Genomic DNA, 16500 nt, shown 5'->3' with positions numbered 1-16500 from the left:
CCGTTGATGTGGAGGTTGTGATGTCTGTTGTGGGTACCGAGCTGGATGCCTATTACGGGTCGTTCACGAGTGAGCGTGAGAAGGCCGCTCTGGGTGTTCCGTTGCGTCTGGTGGCGGCGTGGTCGAAGAACGACGCGGACGGTGTGGCGGACCAGTTCACCGAGGACGGGGTTCTGATCCTTCCCGGGGACGTGCTGAAGAGGGGCCGTGAGGAGATCCGTTCGTTCATGGCGGCGGCCTACGCGGGTCCGTTCAAGGGCACGGGTGTGACGGGCCAGCCGGTGGACGTCCGGTTCGTCGGTGAGGACGTGGCCCTTCTGCGGACGCACGGCGGGATCCTCGCGCCGGGTGAGTCGGAGATCGCCCCGGAGCTGGCGGTGCGCTCGACCTGGGTGCTCGTGAAGGACGACGACGAGTGGAAGCTCGCGGGCTACCAGAACAGCCCCCGGGGCTCGGGCGCCACTCTGCGCTGGTAACAGCCACAACCCACCCACGCACACCCACACACAGGGAGAACACACATGTCCACCGCAGTCTCCACGTGGGGCGACGCCTCACAGCTGCTCGCCGCCGACGGTGTCGAGGAAGATCCCGCCTACTACCGGGAGTTCACGAGCGAGGACGAGAAGGCCGTCCTGTCCGTGGCCATGCGGATCCAGGCCGCCTGGGCCGCCAACGACGCGGACGCCTTCGCCGACCTGTTCACCGACAACGGCAGCCTGCTCATGCAGGACGAGCAGCTCCTGAGCCGCGACCAGATCCGCGCCTTCATGACCGCGGGCTTCGCCGGACCGCTGAAGGGCGCCCGGGTCAAAGGCGGCCCCCTGCTGGTGAGGTTCCTCAGCGATGACGCCGCCATGGTGGTCACCGAGGGCGGCATCATCCCCAGCGGCCAGGACGCCGTCTCCCCCGAGGGGCAGATCCGCGCCGTGTGGATCATCGTCAGGGGCGACGACGGCACTCCCCGGCTCCTGTCCCACCAGAGCAGCCCCGTCAAGAGCTGACCTTGCCCCGGATCCCGTTGATGTGGAGGTTGTGATGTCTGTTGTGGGTGCCGAGCTGGATGCCTATTACGGGTCGTTCACGAGTGAGCGTGAGAAGGCCGCTCTGGGTGTTCCGTTGCGTCTGGTGGCGGCGTGGTCGAAGAACGACGCGGACGGTGTGGCGGACCAGTTCACCGAGGACGGGGTTCTGATCCTTCCCGGGGACGTGCTGAAGAGGGGCCGTGAGGAGATCCGTTCGTTCATGGCGGCGGCCTACGCGGGTCCGTTCAAGGGCACGGGTGTGACGGGCCAGCCGGTGGACGTCCGGTTCGTCGGTGAGGACGTGGCCCTTCTGCGGACGCACGGCGGGATCCTCGCGCCGGGTGAGTCGGAGATCGCCCCGGAGCTGGCGGTGCGCTCGACCTGGGTGCTCGTGAAGGACGACGACGAGTGGAAGCTCGCGGGCTACCAGAACAGCCCCCGGGGCTCGGGCGCCACTCTGCGCTGGTAACAGCCACAACCCACCCACGCACACCGACACACAGGGAGAACACACATGTCTTCGAAGGCGGCGACGCTGGTCGACCAGGCCAAGCGGTGGGCCGGCAACTACGGCCCGTACTCCAACGGTGAAGAAGGCGCCGCGTACACAGCGCCCCTGCGCGTCCGGGCCGCCTGGGAGGCCCAGGACGCCGACGCGGTCGCCGCGATGTTCGCGGAGAACGGCAGCCTGCTCGTGGGCGACGAGCAGCTGACGGGCCGTGATGAGATCAGGGACTTCCTCAGGACGGCCTTCCAGGAGGGGTACCGCGGTACCCGGATCCCCGAAGAGCCCCTGGACGTCAAGCTGCTCGCCCCGGACGTCGCCCTCGCCATCACCCAGGGCGGCCGCGTCGCCGAGGGGGCCGACACCTGGGCGCCCGAGGACGGGTACCGGGCGATGTGGGTCCTCGCCAAGCGGGACGGCGACTGGCAGGTCGTCTGCCGGCAGACCAGCCCGGTCGAGGGCTGACCCGGCGCGGCACGGCCCCTCCCCGGACCGGCCGCACGCGCCGGCGCACCGTGAGCCGCCGGCACGGATGTCCGGCCCGGAACCCGCTCAGGGTCCGGGCCGGACATCCGTGCGTCAGGCGACGGCCGCAGCGAGCCTGGCAGGCCGAGTGACGTGTACCGACGCGCCCCCGGAGGCCGGTGCCCGCCGGGGAGCGCTCCGGCGCCGGCCTCCGTATTCGTCAGGCGCCGCCCCAGACCGGGGCATCCGTTCCCCATAGACCCGGCGGACGTGCCCAGTTCACTGGGCCCCCGTCGTACGACACCGGCGGCAGCGCGTGCCGCAGTCGGCCCATGGGGCTGTCGGTCTCGGTCAGCCAGTGTTCGGCGTCGAAGCCCTCTTCCTCGCCCGGAGCGGGTGCCAGGTCGTGGACCAGCCAGTGCGCGGTCTGCGTCAGCGCCAGGCGGACCAGCCGTGTGCCGCCCGTGCGGTGCTGCTCGGTGAGCGCGCGCAGGACACCGGCCGCGAGCAGATAGCCGGTGCCGTGGTCGAGCGCCTGAGCGGGCAGAGCACCGGGCGAGTCCGGCGAGCCCTCCAGCTCGGCGATGCCGGTGGCCACCTGGACCAGGCTGTCAAAGCCGCGCCGCTCGCGCCACGGTCCGTAACGGCCCCACGCGGAGAGCTGGGCGATGACGAGACCCGGTCGGCGCTCGGCGAGCGCCTCGGGCGTCAGTCCGAACCGTTCCAGCGCGCCCGGCCGGTAACCGGTGACCACCACGTCTGCCGCATCGAGCAGTTCCTCGAAGAGCCTACGGTCGGTGTCCTCTCCCAGGTCCAGGGTGGTCGAGCGTTTCCCCATCCCTGTGTCGTTGTGGGCCTCCTGACTTTCCGGCAGCTGTGGGGCGTCGATCCGCAGCACGTCAGCGCCGAGCAACGCAAGCGTTCGGGTGGCGACCGGTCCGGCCAGTACTCGGGTCAGATCCAGGACGCGCAGCCCCGCGCACGGTAGCGCGGCACCACCGAGCATGCGATCCGGGGCATCATCGATGCGCGCCGTCGTCAGCAGCGGCTGCCCCGCAACCATGACTCCCTGCTCGCTCTTGGCCCAGTCCTCGGGGCCGCGTGCAGCGACGGCCAAACCGCCCGCCGCGTACACGGTCTCCTCCACTTCTAGCGCGGTAAGCCCCGCGATCGCCTGGGCCACCGCGTCCACCGCCTCCTCGTCGGCGTTCCCCGGCACCCCGAGAGCGGCGAGCAATCGGGCCCGGTGGTGCGGGTAGTTGGCGTGCGTACGAACCCATCCGTCGGTTGCCCGCCAGAACCGGGACAGCGGCGCGAAGGTCGACCACGCTCGCCCGTCGGCCCGCACCAACCGGTCGCTGAGGAACGCCGTCGCGACTGCCTCGTCATCGACCCGCACACGGGGCACGGGGCGCCCCGTGCGTACGGAAGTGAGCTCCGCGGCCGCGAGCGAGCACACCGCGACGGTGGCTCGCGCCAACTCCATGACGGGCAGCCGCGCCGGCAGCCCTCCGGACGGACCGCCGTAGGACACCCGGTCGAGCAGCGAAGAATCGGCACCCAGTGCCGCCCAAGCCTGCGAGGCCCCCGAGAGGATTGGAGAATCCATGCCCACACTGTGGCACTGAGTGCCACCTGTGGGAAGGGTTGCGTCATGGACCCAGGACCTCGCCGACGTACTACTGAGATCCGGCCAGAGACGCCGCCCGCGCCCGCGGAGCCCTCGGCGGACGGCCGCTCGTCGGCGACGACGCAGGAGCAGGTACGCCATGCCCGCCACCTGCTCGCCCGCCCGGTGAACACCGTCACCTCGATTGCGAAGCTCCTCGGCGTCTGCGGGAACACGAAACGCGAGACCCTCCAGGGCGCCCACGACTACGGCGATGCCGACACCTGCCGCAGGACCGTCTTCGACTGGCTGACCCGTTACAACACCCGCCGTCGGCACTCCGTCAACGGCCACCTCAGCCCCAACGAATACGAACGCCGACACCAAACCGCTGAACTCACGCTCGCCGCGTGATCAATAACCGCGTGCCCACCTTCACGGTGGAAGGCCCGGTGGTTCGGCAATCGCTGGTCGGCTCGTTACTCGTACCGGTACTTCAGCGAGTCCGCTTCCGCCTGCTCGATGTCCGCGATCGTCAGCTCCGGCATCCGCAGCTGGGCCAGCGTCACCTCGGCCGAGGTCGGCTGGGCGTCCGCCGGCAGCCACTGCTCCGGTTTCCAGGCTCCGCTGCGCAGGAGCGACTTGGGGCAGTGCGGATAGACCTCCTCGATCCCCAGCACCAGGGCACTGGCCGGCGGCTTGCCCACGGCGGTCAGCTGCGACAGCAGCTCCGGGCGGGTGGAGACGCAGGCCCGGCCGTTCACCCTGAGCGTCGTGGTGCGCCCCGGGACGAGGAACAGTAGCCCGGCCCGTCCGGTGGCGATGACGTTCTGCAGGGTGTCCAGACGCTTGTTGCCAGTCGCGTCCGGTATCGCCACCGTCCGTGCGTCCAGGACGGCGACGAACCCGGCGGGGCCGCCGCGCGGGGAGACGTCACAGTTGCCCTCGGCGTCCGCGCTGGCGACCAGGACCAGTGATGAGCAGCCGATCAGCCGCCGGGTCTGTTCGGTGAGTTCGGTCATCTGCTTGCGCACGGCCGCGTCGTTGGGGAGTTCGTAGGTCTGGCGCAGCGTCTCCTGGTCGGGCACGGCGTCGAGGCGGAGCGAGTCGAAGGCGCTGGTGGCAAGGGGTGTCGTCATGCCGCCGACCCTAATGGGCCGACCTGCGGTTGTTCTTGGCCGGTGAGCGTTGGGACAGAGAGACAGCCTCGCGAGTCGTCTGGCGTATGAAGATCGAACAGGGCCGTGCAGCCATGTGGGGTGCCTCCCTGGTTCAGGCGGCCTGGCCGAGGCCGGCGGCGGTCAGGTCCTGCTCGTGCAGTGGGGTGAAGTCGACGTCGAGCGTCGGGTCGTACGCGTCGGGCTGGATGCCGAGTTCGTGTGTGGAGTACTCGCCGAACCGGTTGATGTGCTCGGTCAGGTACGGCCAGACTGCTCGACGATCCTACGGGCCTTGGCCAAATGGGTGACGGGCCGGGCGCTCAGGGCTTCAAGATCATCCCGTTGCCCCTTTGACGGGTATCTCGGTCACACTCCTCGACCGACAGACCCGGCGAGATGATGGGGGAGTGGACTACAGCCTTGTCATCGCCGCCGCCCAGGCCGCCGGCCCCTGCCCGCCCGGTGAGGAAGCCTCCTGGGGCCGCCGCGTGCAGACCCTCACCGTCGACCTGCACATGATTGCCAAGCAGGCCGCGCAGGACGTCGACCGGCTGGAGAGCGCCAAGACGTTCGTCGCCTTCCTGGAGAAGGTCGAGATCGAGGAGACCAGTCGGCGCGGCCTGCTCACCCTTCGGCCGCCGTCCGGCGACGCGGAGAACATCCGTACCGAGCAGGAGGAAACCGACCGTGGCCGCCAGCTCATCGAGCGGGCCCGCTCCCTGGTCGGCCGGTGGGTGCTGGTCTACCGGTACAACGAGGAGAAGGCCGGCAACCGGCAGCACAACGTGCGCATGCTCGCCCACCTCGTCGACCTGGGCGACGGGGCGATCTCGGTGAACGTGGCCAAGAAGGTCCTCCTGGACGACGCGGGCGGCGTCGTGGCGCGCGCTCAGGACGCGTGGGGGCGAGCGGGCCTCCCGGACACCGGCACGATCGGCGTGGAGCAGCTGCAGAAGGCGCGCGCGGCACTCGCGGGGTGAGCCGTGTGTGGCCGTCCACGACGCAGAAGTCTCCGTACGACCCGGATCTCACGTACTGCGAAGCGCTGTCCAAGCCGTCCCCCAGGCGTGTGCCAGCGGGCGGTTGAAGGCGCATCACGTGCCAGTGCGACGGCACTGGTGGGATGAGCCGGCCCATGGGTGGACGCTCAACGGCTGTACCGATGTTCCCCGGGGCCGCAGAGCTGACCGCATCACCGCTTCGTCGTCCGGCACGCGGGCTACCGGCCTCTGCGAGGTGGTGGAACCTTCGGGAGGAGCTCCCACAAGGGACGTCCGCCGCCGGCCCAGGCCGCGAGGGTGCGCCGATCGGCGAGGTGCATGTGCAGCTGTTCGGCCAGTGGTGCGCATGGGGTGGAGAAGCGGCCGTTGGTGACGACCAGGACGACGTCGGCTCCGTACAGCTGGCGGGCGGTGCCGTTGACGCGCTGGAGGTCGGGGGTGCCGACGGCTGAGCCGCGGTCGCCGTCCTTGCGGTGCTTGGCCTGGATGACCCAGGTGCGACCGAGGGGGTCGGTGGCCAGGACGTCGGCGCCGTTGTCGCCGGCCCCGCCGATCTGCCGGGCGTCGGTGCACCCGTCGCGGCGCATCAGGTCGCGAATGGCGTACTCGAAGTCGCGGTGGTGCAGGGCGTCCAGTTGCGGGAGCCCGTAGCGCAGTGCCTGTTGCCGTACCCGCTCCCAGGCCTGCTGCCGGCGATACCGGTGGGTCCACGCCGTCCCGCCCACGGTCGCGAGGGCCCCCAGTACGATCAGCGCCCACCAGTTCACCAGCAGCCAGGAGATCACCGCCCAGACCAGCGCGAGTCCTGCGGCGGCGCCGAACCCGAACAGGAGCAGCTGGGTGTCGCGTCGCTGCTGCCGGCGCGAGCGACGGCGGCGCGGGGGCGCGCTGCGGCGGGACGGACGACGCACCGGGGGCCGGCGTCGGGACGGGGGACGGCGGTTGGCCATCGGGCGCGCTCCGGTTTCAGCGGGAGGAGTCGGTGATGCCGGAGGCGAGCTGGCCCAGGAAGTCGCCAATGCCCTCCCCCAACGGGGTCGGGGCGATGACGACGCCTAGAGCGAGCACGATGATCACGGTCAGTTTCTCGTCGTTCCGGCTGCGGGATTCGGTGCGTCGGCGCAGCCGCAGCAGGACGATCACGGCAAGCAGCACGCCTACGTTGATGGTCAGCATCCCGCTCCACCCCTGGATCACCCTCGGTCCCGTTCCGACCCCCTTATGTATCCGCAACCTGCAGCGTCGCGCCTGGCAGTTGCCGGATGATGACGCAAAGTGACCAGTTGGCCGGATCTGTCACAACGGAATGCTCTGTGGGCTGCCCGAGAGGCTCGCCGCCATGAGCGACGCCCTTTCCGGCAAGTGGCCTCCTGCGACCGGGCGGTGGGCATCGCCGGCTCCACCTGCCCGGCGATGCCCGGCGGCGAGCGCGGGGCACGCGAGTGGCGCGGCGCCAGCTGGATCCGCACGCCGCGAGCCTGTCAGGACCCTCCTGGACGCCGCACTGGACGACTGTCTCTCCCGCACAACGCATGAGAAGCGGGGCGCTACCACCGTCGAGGCGCGACGCAATCACGCGCCTCGCTCTATGGGCGGAGGACCAGCCGTATCGGGTCGCCCTCCTTCTTCTCCAGCCGGGCGACCGCCTCAGCGACCTCGGCGAGCGGCAGTATGCCGCTGACGGAACCGGAGAAGTCCAGTCGTCCGCCCTCTATCAGCCGCATGAGCTGCGGCAGGGCCACCGGCATGTCGGAACCGTAGTGGCCGAGGATGCGCTGCTGGAAGTAGCTGAACCGGGTCCCGTCCGAGACGGTGAGCGGCTTGTCGGTCAGGCCGACCAGGACCAGTCGTCCCTTGGGTGCGAGGACGGAGACCGCCTGCTCCCGCACGGCCGGCACGCCCGCGAAGTCGAAGGCGGCGGCGAGCCCGGCGCCGCCGGTCGCCTCGCGGACCGTCCGGCTCAGCTCGGGGTCGGCCGAGTCCAGGGCCAGGTCGGCGCCCGCGGCCAGGGCCCGTTCGCGGGCGACAGGGTTGGGGTCGACGGCCACGACCGGACAGGCGCCGATCGCCCGGAGCAGCTGCACGGCGTGGATGCCGAGCCCGCCGACGCCCCACACGCCGACCGCCTCGGCGGGCCGGATCGCTCCGGTCTCGGTGATCGCGCCCCACGGGGTCGACACGGCGTCCGGGATGATCGCGCCCTGTTCGAAGGGGATGGTGTCGGGCAGCAGCGTCATGGCATCGGCGGCGGACAGGGCGTATTCGGCCCAGCCGCCGTCGTAGTCGACGCCGCGGGTGTAGGTGACGCCGTCCTGTATCTCGCCGGCGTGCAGCACGACCCGCTGTCCGGGCGACCAGGTGGTGACGCCCGCCCCGGTCTCGGCGACGACGCCGGATACCTCGTGGCCGAGGGTGACGGTGTCTCCCCGGAGGAAGAGCGGGGTGAGGGTGCCGTCGATGAGGTGCACGTCGGACAGGCAGACGCCGGCCGCCTCGACCCGGACCAGCACCTCCCCGGGGCCGGGCTGTGGGCGGGGCACCTCTTCGAGCCGCAGGGTGCGGCTCGGGACGTGCAGGCGGGCGGCGAGCATCTGTGCCATGTCATGACCTCCTATGTGGGGCGAACCCGAACGGCCTTGAGGAGGTCATCGCAGTTCGACTTGCGTTAACTGTACATCCAACGCATGAGGACTTGCTTTACGCTGATCGCATGAGCTCACCAGAACCCGTCGCCCCACCCCTGCGCCGCCGTGGGGAGCGAATGCGACGGGCCGTACTGTCCGCCGCGGTCGACCTGCTGTCGAGCCAGGGACTGGCGGGTGCGACGGTGGGCGCCGTAGCCCGCGCAGCCGGGGTGCACGAGACCTCCGTGTACCGGCGGTGGGGCACGCGCGAGAACCTGATCCTGGACGCGCTGACCACGGAGCTGGACGCCGCGCTGCCGGTCCCGGACACCGGGCGGGTCCGGGACGACCTGCTGGAGTTCTTCGTGGCGTTGGCCCGGCTGCTGAGCACCGCACAGGGCCGGGCTCTGCTGCGGCTGAGTGTCGAGCACGACGACACCCTTGAGGACCGGCGCGGCCCCTACTGGAGCGAGCGTCTCGACCGGGCCGTCGTGATGGTCCGCCGGGGCGTCGGACGGGGCGAGCTGGCCGCCGACACCGATCCCGGGCTGCTGATCGAGGCGGTCAGCGGCCCGCTGTTCGTGCGGGTACTGCTCAGCGGGGGGCCTTTGGACGACGTGCTCGTCCAGGGGCTCGTGGACCTGGCCCTGGACGGGGCCCGCCCCCGGTGAGCGGTCCGGCGCCTGCCGGACCGCTCATGTGAAGGCTCGGATCGGGGGAACCATGCGCCCGTCAGGGACGGTTGAGCCGAGGACCGAAGAACCGCGGCCCCGCCGCGCTGCCCAACTCGTGATAACAGCAAGAAGCAGGAGGATCCTTCGGCAGGGTGGAGCCGCGTGGCGGGATGCCCGGTGGGGCGTGATGACCGTATCGAATCGCGACGTTGCGATTCGGTTCGACACGGACCGGGACGAAAGCTGCAGCAGAACGGGGAAGGAAGGCCATGGGGCTTCTTGCTGTTATCTTGATTTCCTGGAGTGGATCCGTACGCTGGGGCCCATGCCGTCCACCCGCACCCGCCCGGCCGACGCCTTCACCGCGATCAGCCAGTTCCTCGACGCGCTCGAGGCCCGCGGGTACGTGTACGAGACCCGACGGCTGCGTGCCCACTTCCTCAACGAGTACCTGGAGCACGCGCTCGGCGAGGAGCAGGCCACCACCCTCCCCGTCGACGAGCTCATGAACCTCACCCGCGCCGGTGCCTGGCTCACAGCCGCAGCCGCCGGCAGGACCCGGACCCGCAACACCCTGACCGGGCCCCACGCCGTCGCCTCGAGCAACACCCAGCGCGCCCGCATCCAGACCTGGAACTCCTTCGCCGAACACCTCGGTCTCCCTCTGCGCCTGGAAACGCCACCGGCCGCACACGGCGACTGGCTGGAACCCGAGGAATCCCACACGCTGCTGCGCACCCTCGCGGTGAAGCGCCCCGTCGGCTCCAACGCGGCCACCGCGATCCGCACCGCCGCGGTCGCCGCCCTCGTCGCCGCCACCGGCCGCTCCGTACCGGGCCTCCACCGCCTGGACGTCGCAGACCTCGACCTGGAGCACCGGCCCTTCCCCCGGATCAACCTCGACACCGGGCCCCACCCGCTCGACAAGGACACCGCCGACATCCTGCGCCGCTGGCTCGACGTCCGCGCCGGCATCACCCACCAGCTCGAAGGCAGCGACCCCGGCTACCTCTGGATCCCCACGAAACCGGGCCGCCCCCGCGGCGGAGAGGAACCTCCCAAGCCCGGACTGACCCGGGCCGCCGTACGCACCCTGCACTCCGCCCACCGCAACCTCGTCCTGCAGGTCTTCGGCGCACCACTACGACCCGGCGCACTGCTGCCGCCCCGCCCCTGACCTGGTGTGCGAGATCCCGCGAGATCCCGCGAGATCCCGCGAGTTCCCCTGAGCCCCGCTGATTCTCTGGTCCCGTGGCCAGGGGGTTCACCCTGGCCGAGCCCCGTTGCCGAGCCGGCCCTGCAGCAGCCGTCCGCCCGCCGCAGCCACGCGGTCCTCGCCCGGACCGACTCGCCCTGGCTCTTCCCCGGCGACCAGCCGGGCGGCCCGATCAGCACCCGGGCCATGGCCGAAAGGCTGCGCACGCTCGGCATCCGGCTCGCCGAGGCTACGAGGGGATCGCTCACCGGACCGATGCGGCCAACCCGCCCGGGCTAGCCGACGACTTCACGATCCGGGTCCACACCGGCGATCGTCCGCGACCCCACAGACCGGGAGCGGTGATGCAAAGCGGCTGAGGGTGGTGGTGTGGTCGGATTAGGCTGATGGTCCACTTCTGGCTGCGTGTGGGGGATGCCATGTTGGTCAAGGGACTCATCGCTGCCGCGGCTGCTGGGGGCAGCTCCGTGGTGCAGGCCGAGGCTGCGAAGTCGGCGCGGGGCATGCATGACGATTCTGGTCGGGCGACGTTCACGAACAGTCAGGTCCTCGGCAGCGGGAGCATGGCAGTCACGAACAACTACGACAACAAGTAGGGCTGGGTCGTGGGGGGCAAGAACAGTGCCAAACGCAAGGGCAAGAAGGGCGCGAGGGGCCGCGAGGGCGGGAAGGTCCCGAAGCAGAGCCAGGTACAAGGGGCGGTAACGGGCGCAGCTGCGGCCGGGAATGACTACCGCGGTGCCCGATTCTCGGCTAGTCAGGTGCTCGGGCATGGGTCCATGACCGCGACCACGTATGTGCAGCAGTACGCGCCGGTGCCTACGGCGCTGGACGCGTTGCCTCAGCCGCCGGTGGGTTTCACGGGGCGTGAGGACGACCTCGCGTTCGTTCTGCGTGTGCTGGATCCCGACCGTGCCGGCGGGCCCGCGGTGGCTGTGCTGTCGGGGTGGGGCGGGGTCGGAAAGACCACCCTGGCCTACGCAGCTGGGCATGCAGCGCAGAAGCAGGGCTGGTTCACCGGGGTACTGCTGGTGGACCTGCGCGGCTACGACCCTCACCCCGCGCAGGCCGAGGATGCTCTGGAAGCGCTGCTGCGGTCTCTGGGTGTGCGGCCGGAGCATCTGCCGCCGCCTGGGGCGGGGCGGGAGGCGTTGTACCGGTCGCAGTTGAACGCGCGGCAGGTGGCGGGTGAGCGGTTGCTGGTGGTCGTCGACAACGCCTCTGCCGTCGGCCAGGTGCAGCCGCTGTTGCCGCCGGGGCATCACGGGATGCTCATCACCTCCCGGAACCGTCTTCCCGGGCTCGGCCGGCTGCGGATCGTCAACCATCTTCAGCCCGAGGACGCCGTCGCCCTGCTGGAAGCGGCGTTGCAGAACAACGACCCTGACGACCTGCGGGTCGAGCGGGATCCGGAGGCCGCGGAGCGGGTGGCGCTGGCGTGTGGGTGTCTGCCGCTGGCTCTGCAGATCACCGCGGCGCTCCTGGCCCAGGACCCCAGTCAGCCGCTGGCCGAGCGTGCAGACGCCCTGGCTCGGACAGAGAGTGTCCTGGACGGGCTGAGCGACGGGGAACGCAGCCTGCGAGCCATGTTCGACCAGTCCCTGGACCGGCTCCTGCCGCAGGAACGTGATCTGTTCCGTCTGCTCTCCCTCAACCCGGGACCCGACATCTCCACCCCAGCCGCCACCGTCCTGGCCGACCAGCCCCAGCCGGCCACCGAACGCCTCCTGGACCGACTCGCCGCCAGCCACCTCATCGACCGTAGCCCGGTGGTCCGGGGACGGTGGCAAATGCATGACCTTCTGCGCGCCTACGCCCATGAACAAGCCGACACGGTCATGGCACGCGGCCGCGTCCCGCGCCGCCGCTACGACCGGGCACACCACCGACTCATCAAGTACTACACAGAACACGCCGAGGCAGCCGACACCCATCTGCGTCCCCCGGGTGGTCCGGTGTCATCCCAGTTCCCCGACCGGGAGCAGGCGCTGGCCTGGTTCGACGCCGAACGCGAAAACCTCATCGCCACCGCCCACACCACCACCCGTGCCGGCCTTGACCTGGGTTTCGCCCTCGGCCGCTATCTGGACTGGCGGCGGCGCCTCCAAGACCTCGTCGTGGTCCGCTCCCTCGCCCTCGACGCCTGCAGAACACTCAACGACACCGCTAATGAAGCCGGCGCCTGGAACAACCTCGGCACCGCGCTGAAGGAGCTACGCCGCTTCGACGAGGCCCGCGACGCCCACGAAACCGCCCGCACCCTCCACCAGCGGACCGGCGACACCCGAGGCGAAGCCGGCGCGTGGAACAACCTTGGCCTCGCGCTGAAGGAGCTACGCCGCTTCGACGAAGCCCTCACCGCCCACGAAACCGCCCGCATCCTCCACCAGCGGACCGGCGACACCCACGGCGAAGCCGGCGCCTGGAACAACATCGGCAGCGCACTCCAAGAACTACGGCGCTTCGGCGAAGCCCACGACGCCCACGAAACCGCCCGCACCCAGTTCCAGCAGACCGGCGACACCCACAACGAAGCCGACGCCTGGAACAACCTCGGCATCACGTACCGAGGGCTGGAGCGTTTCGACGAGGCCCTGTCGGCCGGCCGCCAGGCTGTTGCCAAGCTGGCCCAGGCGCAGGACTGGTTCCGGACCGGCGAGGCATGGGGTGAGCTGGCGGCAACCCTGACCGCTGCCGGTACCGACCCGGCCCGAGTGCGCGAGGCATGGCTCGAGTCCGCCACCGCGTACACCCAGGCAGGCGCGGACGAGGAAGCCGCCGCTTCCCAAACCCACGCAGACAGCACGCAGACCGTGGAAGGACAGTCGCCCGCGGGTGCCCTCCCGTCTTGCGAAGGTGAGCCGGCGTCGGAAGACGGTTGATCGTCTTCCTGGCAGCCCATGCGGGAACGGAGGCAGGCAAGAGAGCAAGCGCAGCACTGCCGCGTTCCCAAGGCAACGCCCACTACCGGCCGCCCGATCCACCACCCCCACAGCCAAGGCGAACCAGTAGTGCAAGGGGAAGTCAGGGCCGACGCGGGACCGGTTGCCCCCCTCGTCAGAGCTGAGGGCTCTTGTGACGAACCAGCTGTTATCGGCGTGTGGCCGAACTACGCTGATGGTCCTTTCTCGTGATCTGGGGGATGACATGTTGGTCGAGGGACTTATCGCTGTGGCGGCTGCCGGGGGCGGCGCGATCGTGCAGGCCGCGGGAACGGATGCGTGGAACGGGATCCGGGGCGGCTTCGCCCGGATCTTCGGTCGCGGGGAAGCCGGACGCGAGCAGGCGGAACTTGAGCGCCTTGACCAGACCCAGGCCGTACTCGAGGCCGCGCGGGAAGGCGAAGAGGCGCAGCGGGTGGAGATCGCGCAGGTTGCCCGGTGGCAGACCCGCCTCGAGACCCTGCTCGAGGAGCTGCCGGAGGAGGAGCAGCAGGTGGTGGTGGCGGAGCTGCAGGCCCTGGTTGCCCAGGCCGAGGCTGCCAAGCCGGAAGGGACGGTGCACAACGATTTCAGCCGTGCGACGTTCACGAACAGTCAGGTGCTGGGCAGCGGGAACATGACCGTCACGAACAACTACGACAAGTAGGACATCGTCGTGGGGGGTAAGAGCGGCGCCAAGCGCAAGAGCAGGGGCAATAAGAGCGGAAAGGGCGGGGGACAGGGGCGGGCGGACACCGCGGTCCGGACCGACTTCAGGGGTTCCCGGTTCGAGGGTAGTCAGGTGCTGGGGCAGGGGTCCTTGACCGCGAACACGTACGTGCAGCAGTACGCGCCCGTCCCCACCGCGCTGGACGCCCTGCCGACACTGCCGCGGGAGTTCACCGGGCGTGCGGACGACCTGGCGTTCATTCTGGGTGTCCTGGATCCCGATGGTCGCGATGACGGACCAGCTGTGGCCGTTTTGTCGGGGTGGGGCGGGGTCGGAAAGACCACCCTGGCCTACGCCGCGGGCCATGCCGCGCAGCGGCGGGGCTGGTTCACCGGTGTCCTGTTGGTCGATCTGCACGGTTACGACCCTCACCCCGCACAGGCGGCGGACGCCCTGGAGGCGTTGCTGCGGTCGCTGGGGGTGCGGCCCGAGCATCTCCCACCGCCGGGCGCGAACCGGGAAGCGTTGTACCGCTCGCAGTTGAACGCGCGGCAGGAAACGGGAGAGCGCTTGCTGGTCATCGCCGACAACGCCTCCGCCGTCGGCCAGGTGCAGCCCTTGTTGCCGCCGGGGCATCACGGGATGCTCATCACCTCCCGCCACAGTCTTACCGGGCTCGGTCGGCTGCGGACCGTCAACCATCTTCAGCCCGAGGATGCCGTCGCCCTTCTGGAAGCAGCACTGAAGAGCAACGATCCTGGTGATGTGCGGGTAGAGGAGGACCCCGGTGCGGCAGAGCGGGTGGCACTGGCGTGCGGGTGTCTGCCGCTGGCCCTGCAGATCACCGCTGCGCTTCTGGCCCAGGACCCCGGTCAGCCGCTGTCGGAGCGCGCGGACGCCCTCAGCCGGACGGAAGGTGTCTTGGACGGGCTGAACGACGGGGAACGCAGCCTGCGGGCCATGTTCGACCAGTCCCTGGACCGGCTCCTGCCGCAGGAACAGGACCTGTTCCGCCTGCTCTCCCTCAACCCTGGCCCCGACATCTCCACCCCAGCCGCCGCCGTCCTGGCCGACCAACCCCAGCCGGCCACCGAACGTCTCCTGGGCCGACTTGCCGCCAGCCACCTCATCGAGCGCAACCCGGCGGTCCGCGGCCGGTGGCAGATGCATGACCTACTGCGCGCCTACGCCCATGAACAAGCCGAAGCGGTCATGGCACGCGGCCGCGTCCCGCGCCGCCGCTACGACCAGGCACGCGACCGGCTCATCGACCATTACATCCAGCACGCAGAAGCAGCCAACACGTATCTCCTCCCGCCGGGCAGCTCGGCCTCCTCCCGGTTCACTGTCCGGGAGGAGGCGTTGGCCTGGTTCGACTCCGAACGCGAAAACCTCATCGCCACCGCCCACGCCACCCCCCACGCCGGACTTGACCTGGGTTTCGCCCTCGGCCGCTATCTGGAATGGCGGCGGCGCCTCCAAGACCTCGTCGTGGTCCGCTCCCTCGCCCTCGACGCCTGCAGAACGCTCAACGACACCCGTAATGAAGCCGGCGCCTGGAACAACCTCGGCCTCACACTCAAGGAACTGCGGCGCTTCGACGAAGCCCTCCACGCCCACGAAACCGCCCGCACCCTGTTCCAGCAGACCGGCAACACTCACGGCGAAGCCGACGCCTGGAACAACCTCGGCCTCGCACTCAGGGAATTGCGGCGCTTCGACGAAGCCCTCCACGCCCACCAAATCGATCTCAACCATTGCCAGCAGACAGGCAATACCCAAGGCGCCGCTGGCGCCTGGAACAACCTCGGCCTCGCACTCCAAGAACTGCGGCGCTTCGACGAAGCCCACGACGCCCACACAACCGCCCGCACCCTGTTCCAGCAGACCGGCGACACTCACAGCGAAGCCACCGCCTGGAACAACCTCGGCCTCGCACTCAGGGAACTCCGCCGCTTCGACGAAGCCTACGACGCCCACACAACCGCCCGCACCCTCTACCAGCAGACCGGCGATACCCACAGCGAAGCCACCGCCTGGAACAACCTCGGCATCACGCTCAGGGAACTCCGCCGCTTCGACGAAGCCCACGACGCCCACACAACCGCCCGCACCCTGTTCCAGCAGATCGGCGATACCCACAGCGAGGCCGACGTCTGGAACAACCTCGGCATCACTTACCGAGGGCTGGAGCGTTTCGACGAGGCCGTGGACGCCGGCCGGCGGGCTGCTTCCATGCTGGCCCAGACGCAGGACTGGTTCCGGACCGGGGAGGCGTGGGGTGAGCTGGCAACAACCCTGGCCACCGCCGGAACCGACCCGGCCGGAGTGCGTGAGGCCTGGCTCGAATCCGCCACCGCGTACACCCGGGCGGACGCGGACGAGGAGGCCGCTGCTTCCCAAGCCCACGCAGACAGCACAGAGTTCCTGAAAGAGCAGTTGCCTACAAGGTCCTGCCCCCCTTTCCGCAGTGAACCGTCTTCTGGTGCGGGTACAGGGGCGGGCGCATAGCCCGCACTTTGGGAGCGCAAAGGGATGCAGCGGCTGACCGGCCCGCCGGCCGGGAAACAGCCAGGGTTCAGAAGGCTCAGACCGAAGAGTCTCCGGCCTGAGCCTTCTGCGCTTGCTGG

At 70.0% G+C, this 16500-nt stretch carries 16 protein-coding genes; 11 read left to right on the top strand and 5 right to left on the bottom strand.

What is annotated here, in order from left to right; genetic code table 11:
• The first annotated feature begins 20 nt into the window (after positions 1 to 20).
• Genes AMK10_RS35640 through AMK10_RS35625 form a run of 4 tightly spaced genes read left to right on the top strand, consistent with a single transcriptional unit; the run spans position 21 to position 1995 of the window.
• A complete protein-coding gene (locus AMK10_RS35640; protein WP_073753737.1) occupies positions 21 to 476 on the top strand; it encodes an SgcJ/EcaC family oxidoreductase in 456 nt (151 codons plus the stop codon).
• Positions 477 to 521: 45 nt separating this feature from the next.
• The gene (locus tag AMK10_RS35635; protein WP_073753735.1) at positions 522 to 1004 is read left to right on the top strand and encodes an SgcJ/EcaC family oxidoreductase; all 483 of its coding nucleotides are present in this window, start codon (positions 522 to 524) and stop codon (positions 1002 to 1004) included.
• Positions 1005 to 1038: 34 nt separating this feature from the next.
• Positions 1039 to 1494, top strand: coding sequence for an SgcJ/EcaC family oxidoreductase (locus AMK10_RS35630; RefSeq protein ID WP_073753733.1), 456 nt, complete (start codon positions 1039 to 1041; stop codon positions 1492 to 1494).
• A 45-nt stretch (positions 1495 to 1539) separates the two neighbouring features.
• Positions 1540 to 1995, top strand: a complete 456-nt coding sequence (locus AMK10_RS35625; protein ID WP_073753731.1) for an SgcJ/EcaC family oxidoreductase — start codon at positions 1540 to 1542, stop codon at positions 1993 to 1995.
• 220 nt (positions 1996 to 2215) lie between these two features.
• On the opposite strand, the gene AMK10_RS35620 is transcribed toward AMK10_RS35625, so the two are convergent.
• Positions 2216 to 3604 (bottom strand): CoA transferase, encoded by a 1389-nt coding sequence (locus AMK10_RS35620; protein ID WP_073753729.1) that lies wholly within the window; start codon positions 3602 to 3604, stop codon positions 2216 to 2218.
• A 45-nt stretch (positions 3605 to 3649) separates the two neighbouring features.
• Here AMK10_RS35620 and AMK10_RS38390 point away from each other — a divergent pair, with 45 nt between their 5' ends.
• The gene (locus tag AMK10_RS38390; protein ID WP_241839807.1) at positions 3650 to 4018 is read left to right on the top strand and encodes an IS3 family transposase; all 369 of its coding nucleotides are present in this window, start codon (positions 3650 to 3652) and stop codon (positions 4016 to 4018) included.
• Between the two features lie 65 nt (positions 4019 to 4083).
• On the opposite strand, the gene AMK10_RS35610 is transcribed toward AMK10_RS38390, so the two are convergent.
• Positions 4084 to 4743, bottom strand: coding sequence for an MSMEG_1061 family FMN-dependent PPOX-type flavoprotein (locus AMK10_RS35610; RefSeq protein ID WP_073753727.1), 660 nt, complete (start codon positions 4741 to 4743; stop codon positions 4084 to 4086).
• 428 nt (positions 4744 to 5171) lie between these two features.
• On the opposite strand from AMK10_RS35610, the gene AMK10_RS35605 reads away from it, so the two are divergent.
• Positions 5172 to 5744, top strand: coding sequence for a hypothetical protein (locus tag AMK10_RS35605; RefSeq protein WP_073753725.1), 573 nt, complete (start codon positions 5172 to 5174; stop codon positions 5742 to 5744).
• Positions 5745 to 5983: 239 nt separating this feature from the next.
• On the opposite strand, the gene AMK10_RS35600 is transcribed toward AMK10_RS35605, so the two are convergent.
• The 3 genes from AMK10_RS35600 to AMK10_RS35590 form a co-directional block, all read right to left on the bottom strand.
• Complete coding sequence (locus tag AMK10_RS35600; protein ID WP_107428566.1) at positions 5984 to 6715, bottom strand: restriction endonuclease; 732 nt, start codon at positions 6713 to 6715, stop codon at positions 5984 to 5986.
• A 16-nt stretch (positions 6716 to 6731) separates the two neighbouring features.
• Positions 6732 to 6941, bottom strand: a complete 210-nt coding sequence (locus AMK10_RS35595) for a hypothetical protein (RefSeq protein ID WP_032769956.1) — start codon at positions 6939 to 6941, stop codon at positions 6732 to 6734.
• A gap of 410 nt (positions 6942 to 7351) precedes the next feature.
• Positions 7352 to 8365, bottom strand: coding sequence for a zinc-binding dehydrogenase (locus AMK10_RS35590; protein ID WP_073753723.1), 1014 nt, complete (start codon positions 8363 to 8365; stop codon positions 7352 to 7354).
• Between the two features lie 110 nt (positions 8366 to 8475).
• On the opposite strand from AMK10_RS35590, the gene AMK10_RS35585 reads away from it, so the two are divergent.
• The 5 genes from AMK10_RS35585 (at position 8476) to AMK10_RS37230 (ending at position 16381) form a co-directional block, all read left to right on the top strand.
• A complete protein-coding gene (locus AMK10_RS35585) occupies positions 8476 to 9060 on the top strand; it encodes a TetR/AcrR family transcriptional regulator (protein ID WP_107428565.1) in 585 nt (194 codons plus the stop codon).
• Positions 9061 to 9388: 328 nt separating this feature from the next.
• The gene (locus AMK10_RS35580; RefSeq protein ID WP_073753719.1) at positions 9389 to 10240 is read left to right on the top strand and encodes a hypothetical protein; all 852 of its coding nucleotides are present in this window, start codon (positions 9389 to 9391) and stop codon (positions 10238 to 10240) included.
• Positions 10241 to 11058: 818 nt separating this feature from the next.
• A complete protein-coding gene (locus tag AMK10_RS37560) occupies positions 11059 to 13161 on the top strand; it encodes a tetratricopeptide repeat protein (protein WP_073753715.1) in 2103 nt (700 codons plus the stop codon).
• Between the two features lie 193 nt (positions 13162 to 13354).
• Positions 13355 to 13867 carry a hypothetical protein gene (locus AMK10_RS37235; RefSeq protein WP_143195009.1) on the top strand — a complete coding sequence of 171 codons (513 nt, stop codon included), beginning with the start codon at positions 13355 to 13357 and terminating at the stop codon, positions 13865 to 13867.
• Between the two features lie 153 nt (positions 13868 to 14020).
• Complete coding sequence (locus AMK10_RS37230; protein WP_143195008.1) at positions 14021 to 16381, top strand: ATP-binding protein; 2361 nt, start codon at positions 14021 to 14023, stop codon at positions 16379 to 16381.
• The last annotated feature ends 119 nt before the right edge of the window (positions 16382 to 16500 follow it).

Source organism: Streptomyces sp. CB02058 (genome assembly GCF_001905505.1).
In the GTDB taxonomy this organism is placed as follows: domain Bacteria; phylum Actinomycetota; class Actinomycetes; order Streptomycetales; family Streptomycetaceae; genus Streptomyces.
Note: the sequence above shows the minus strand (reverse complement) of the source record. Positions and strands in the feature narration are given on the sequence as shown.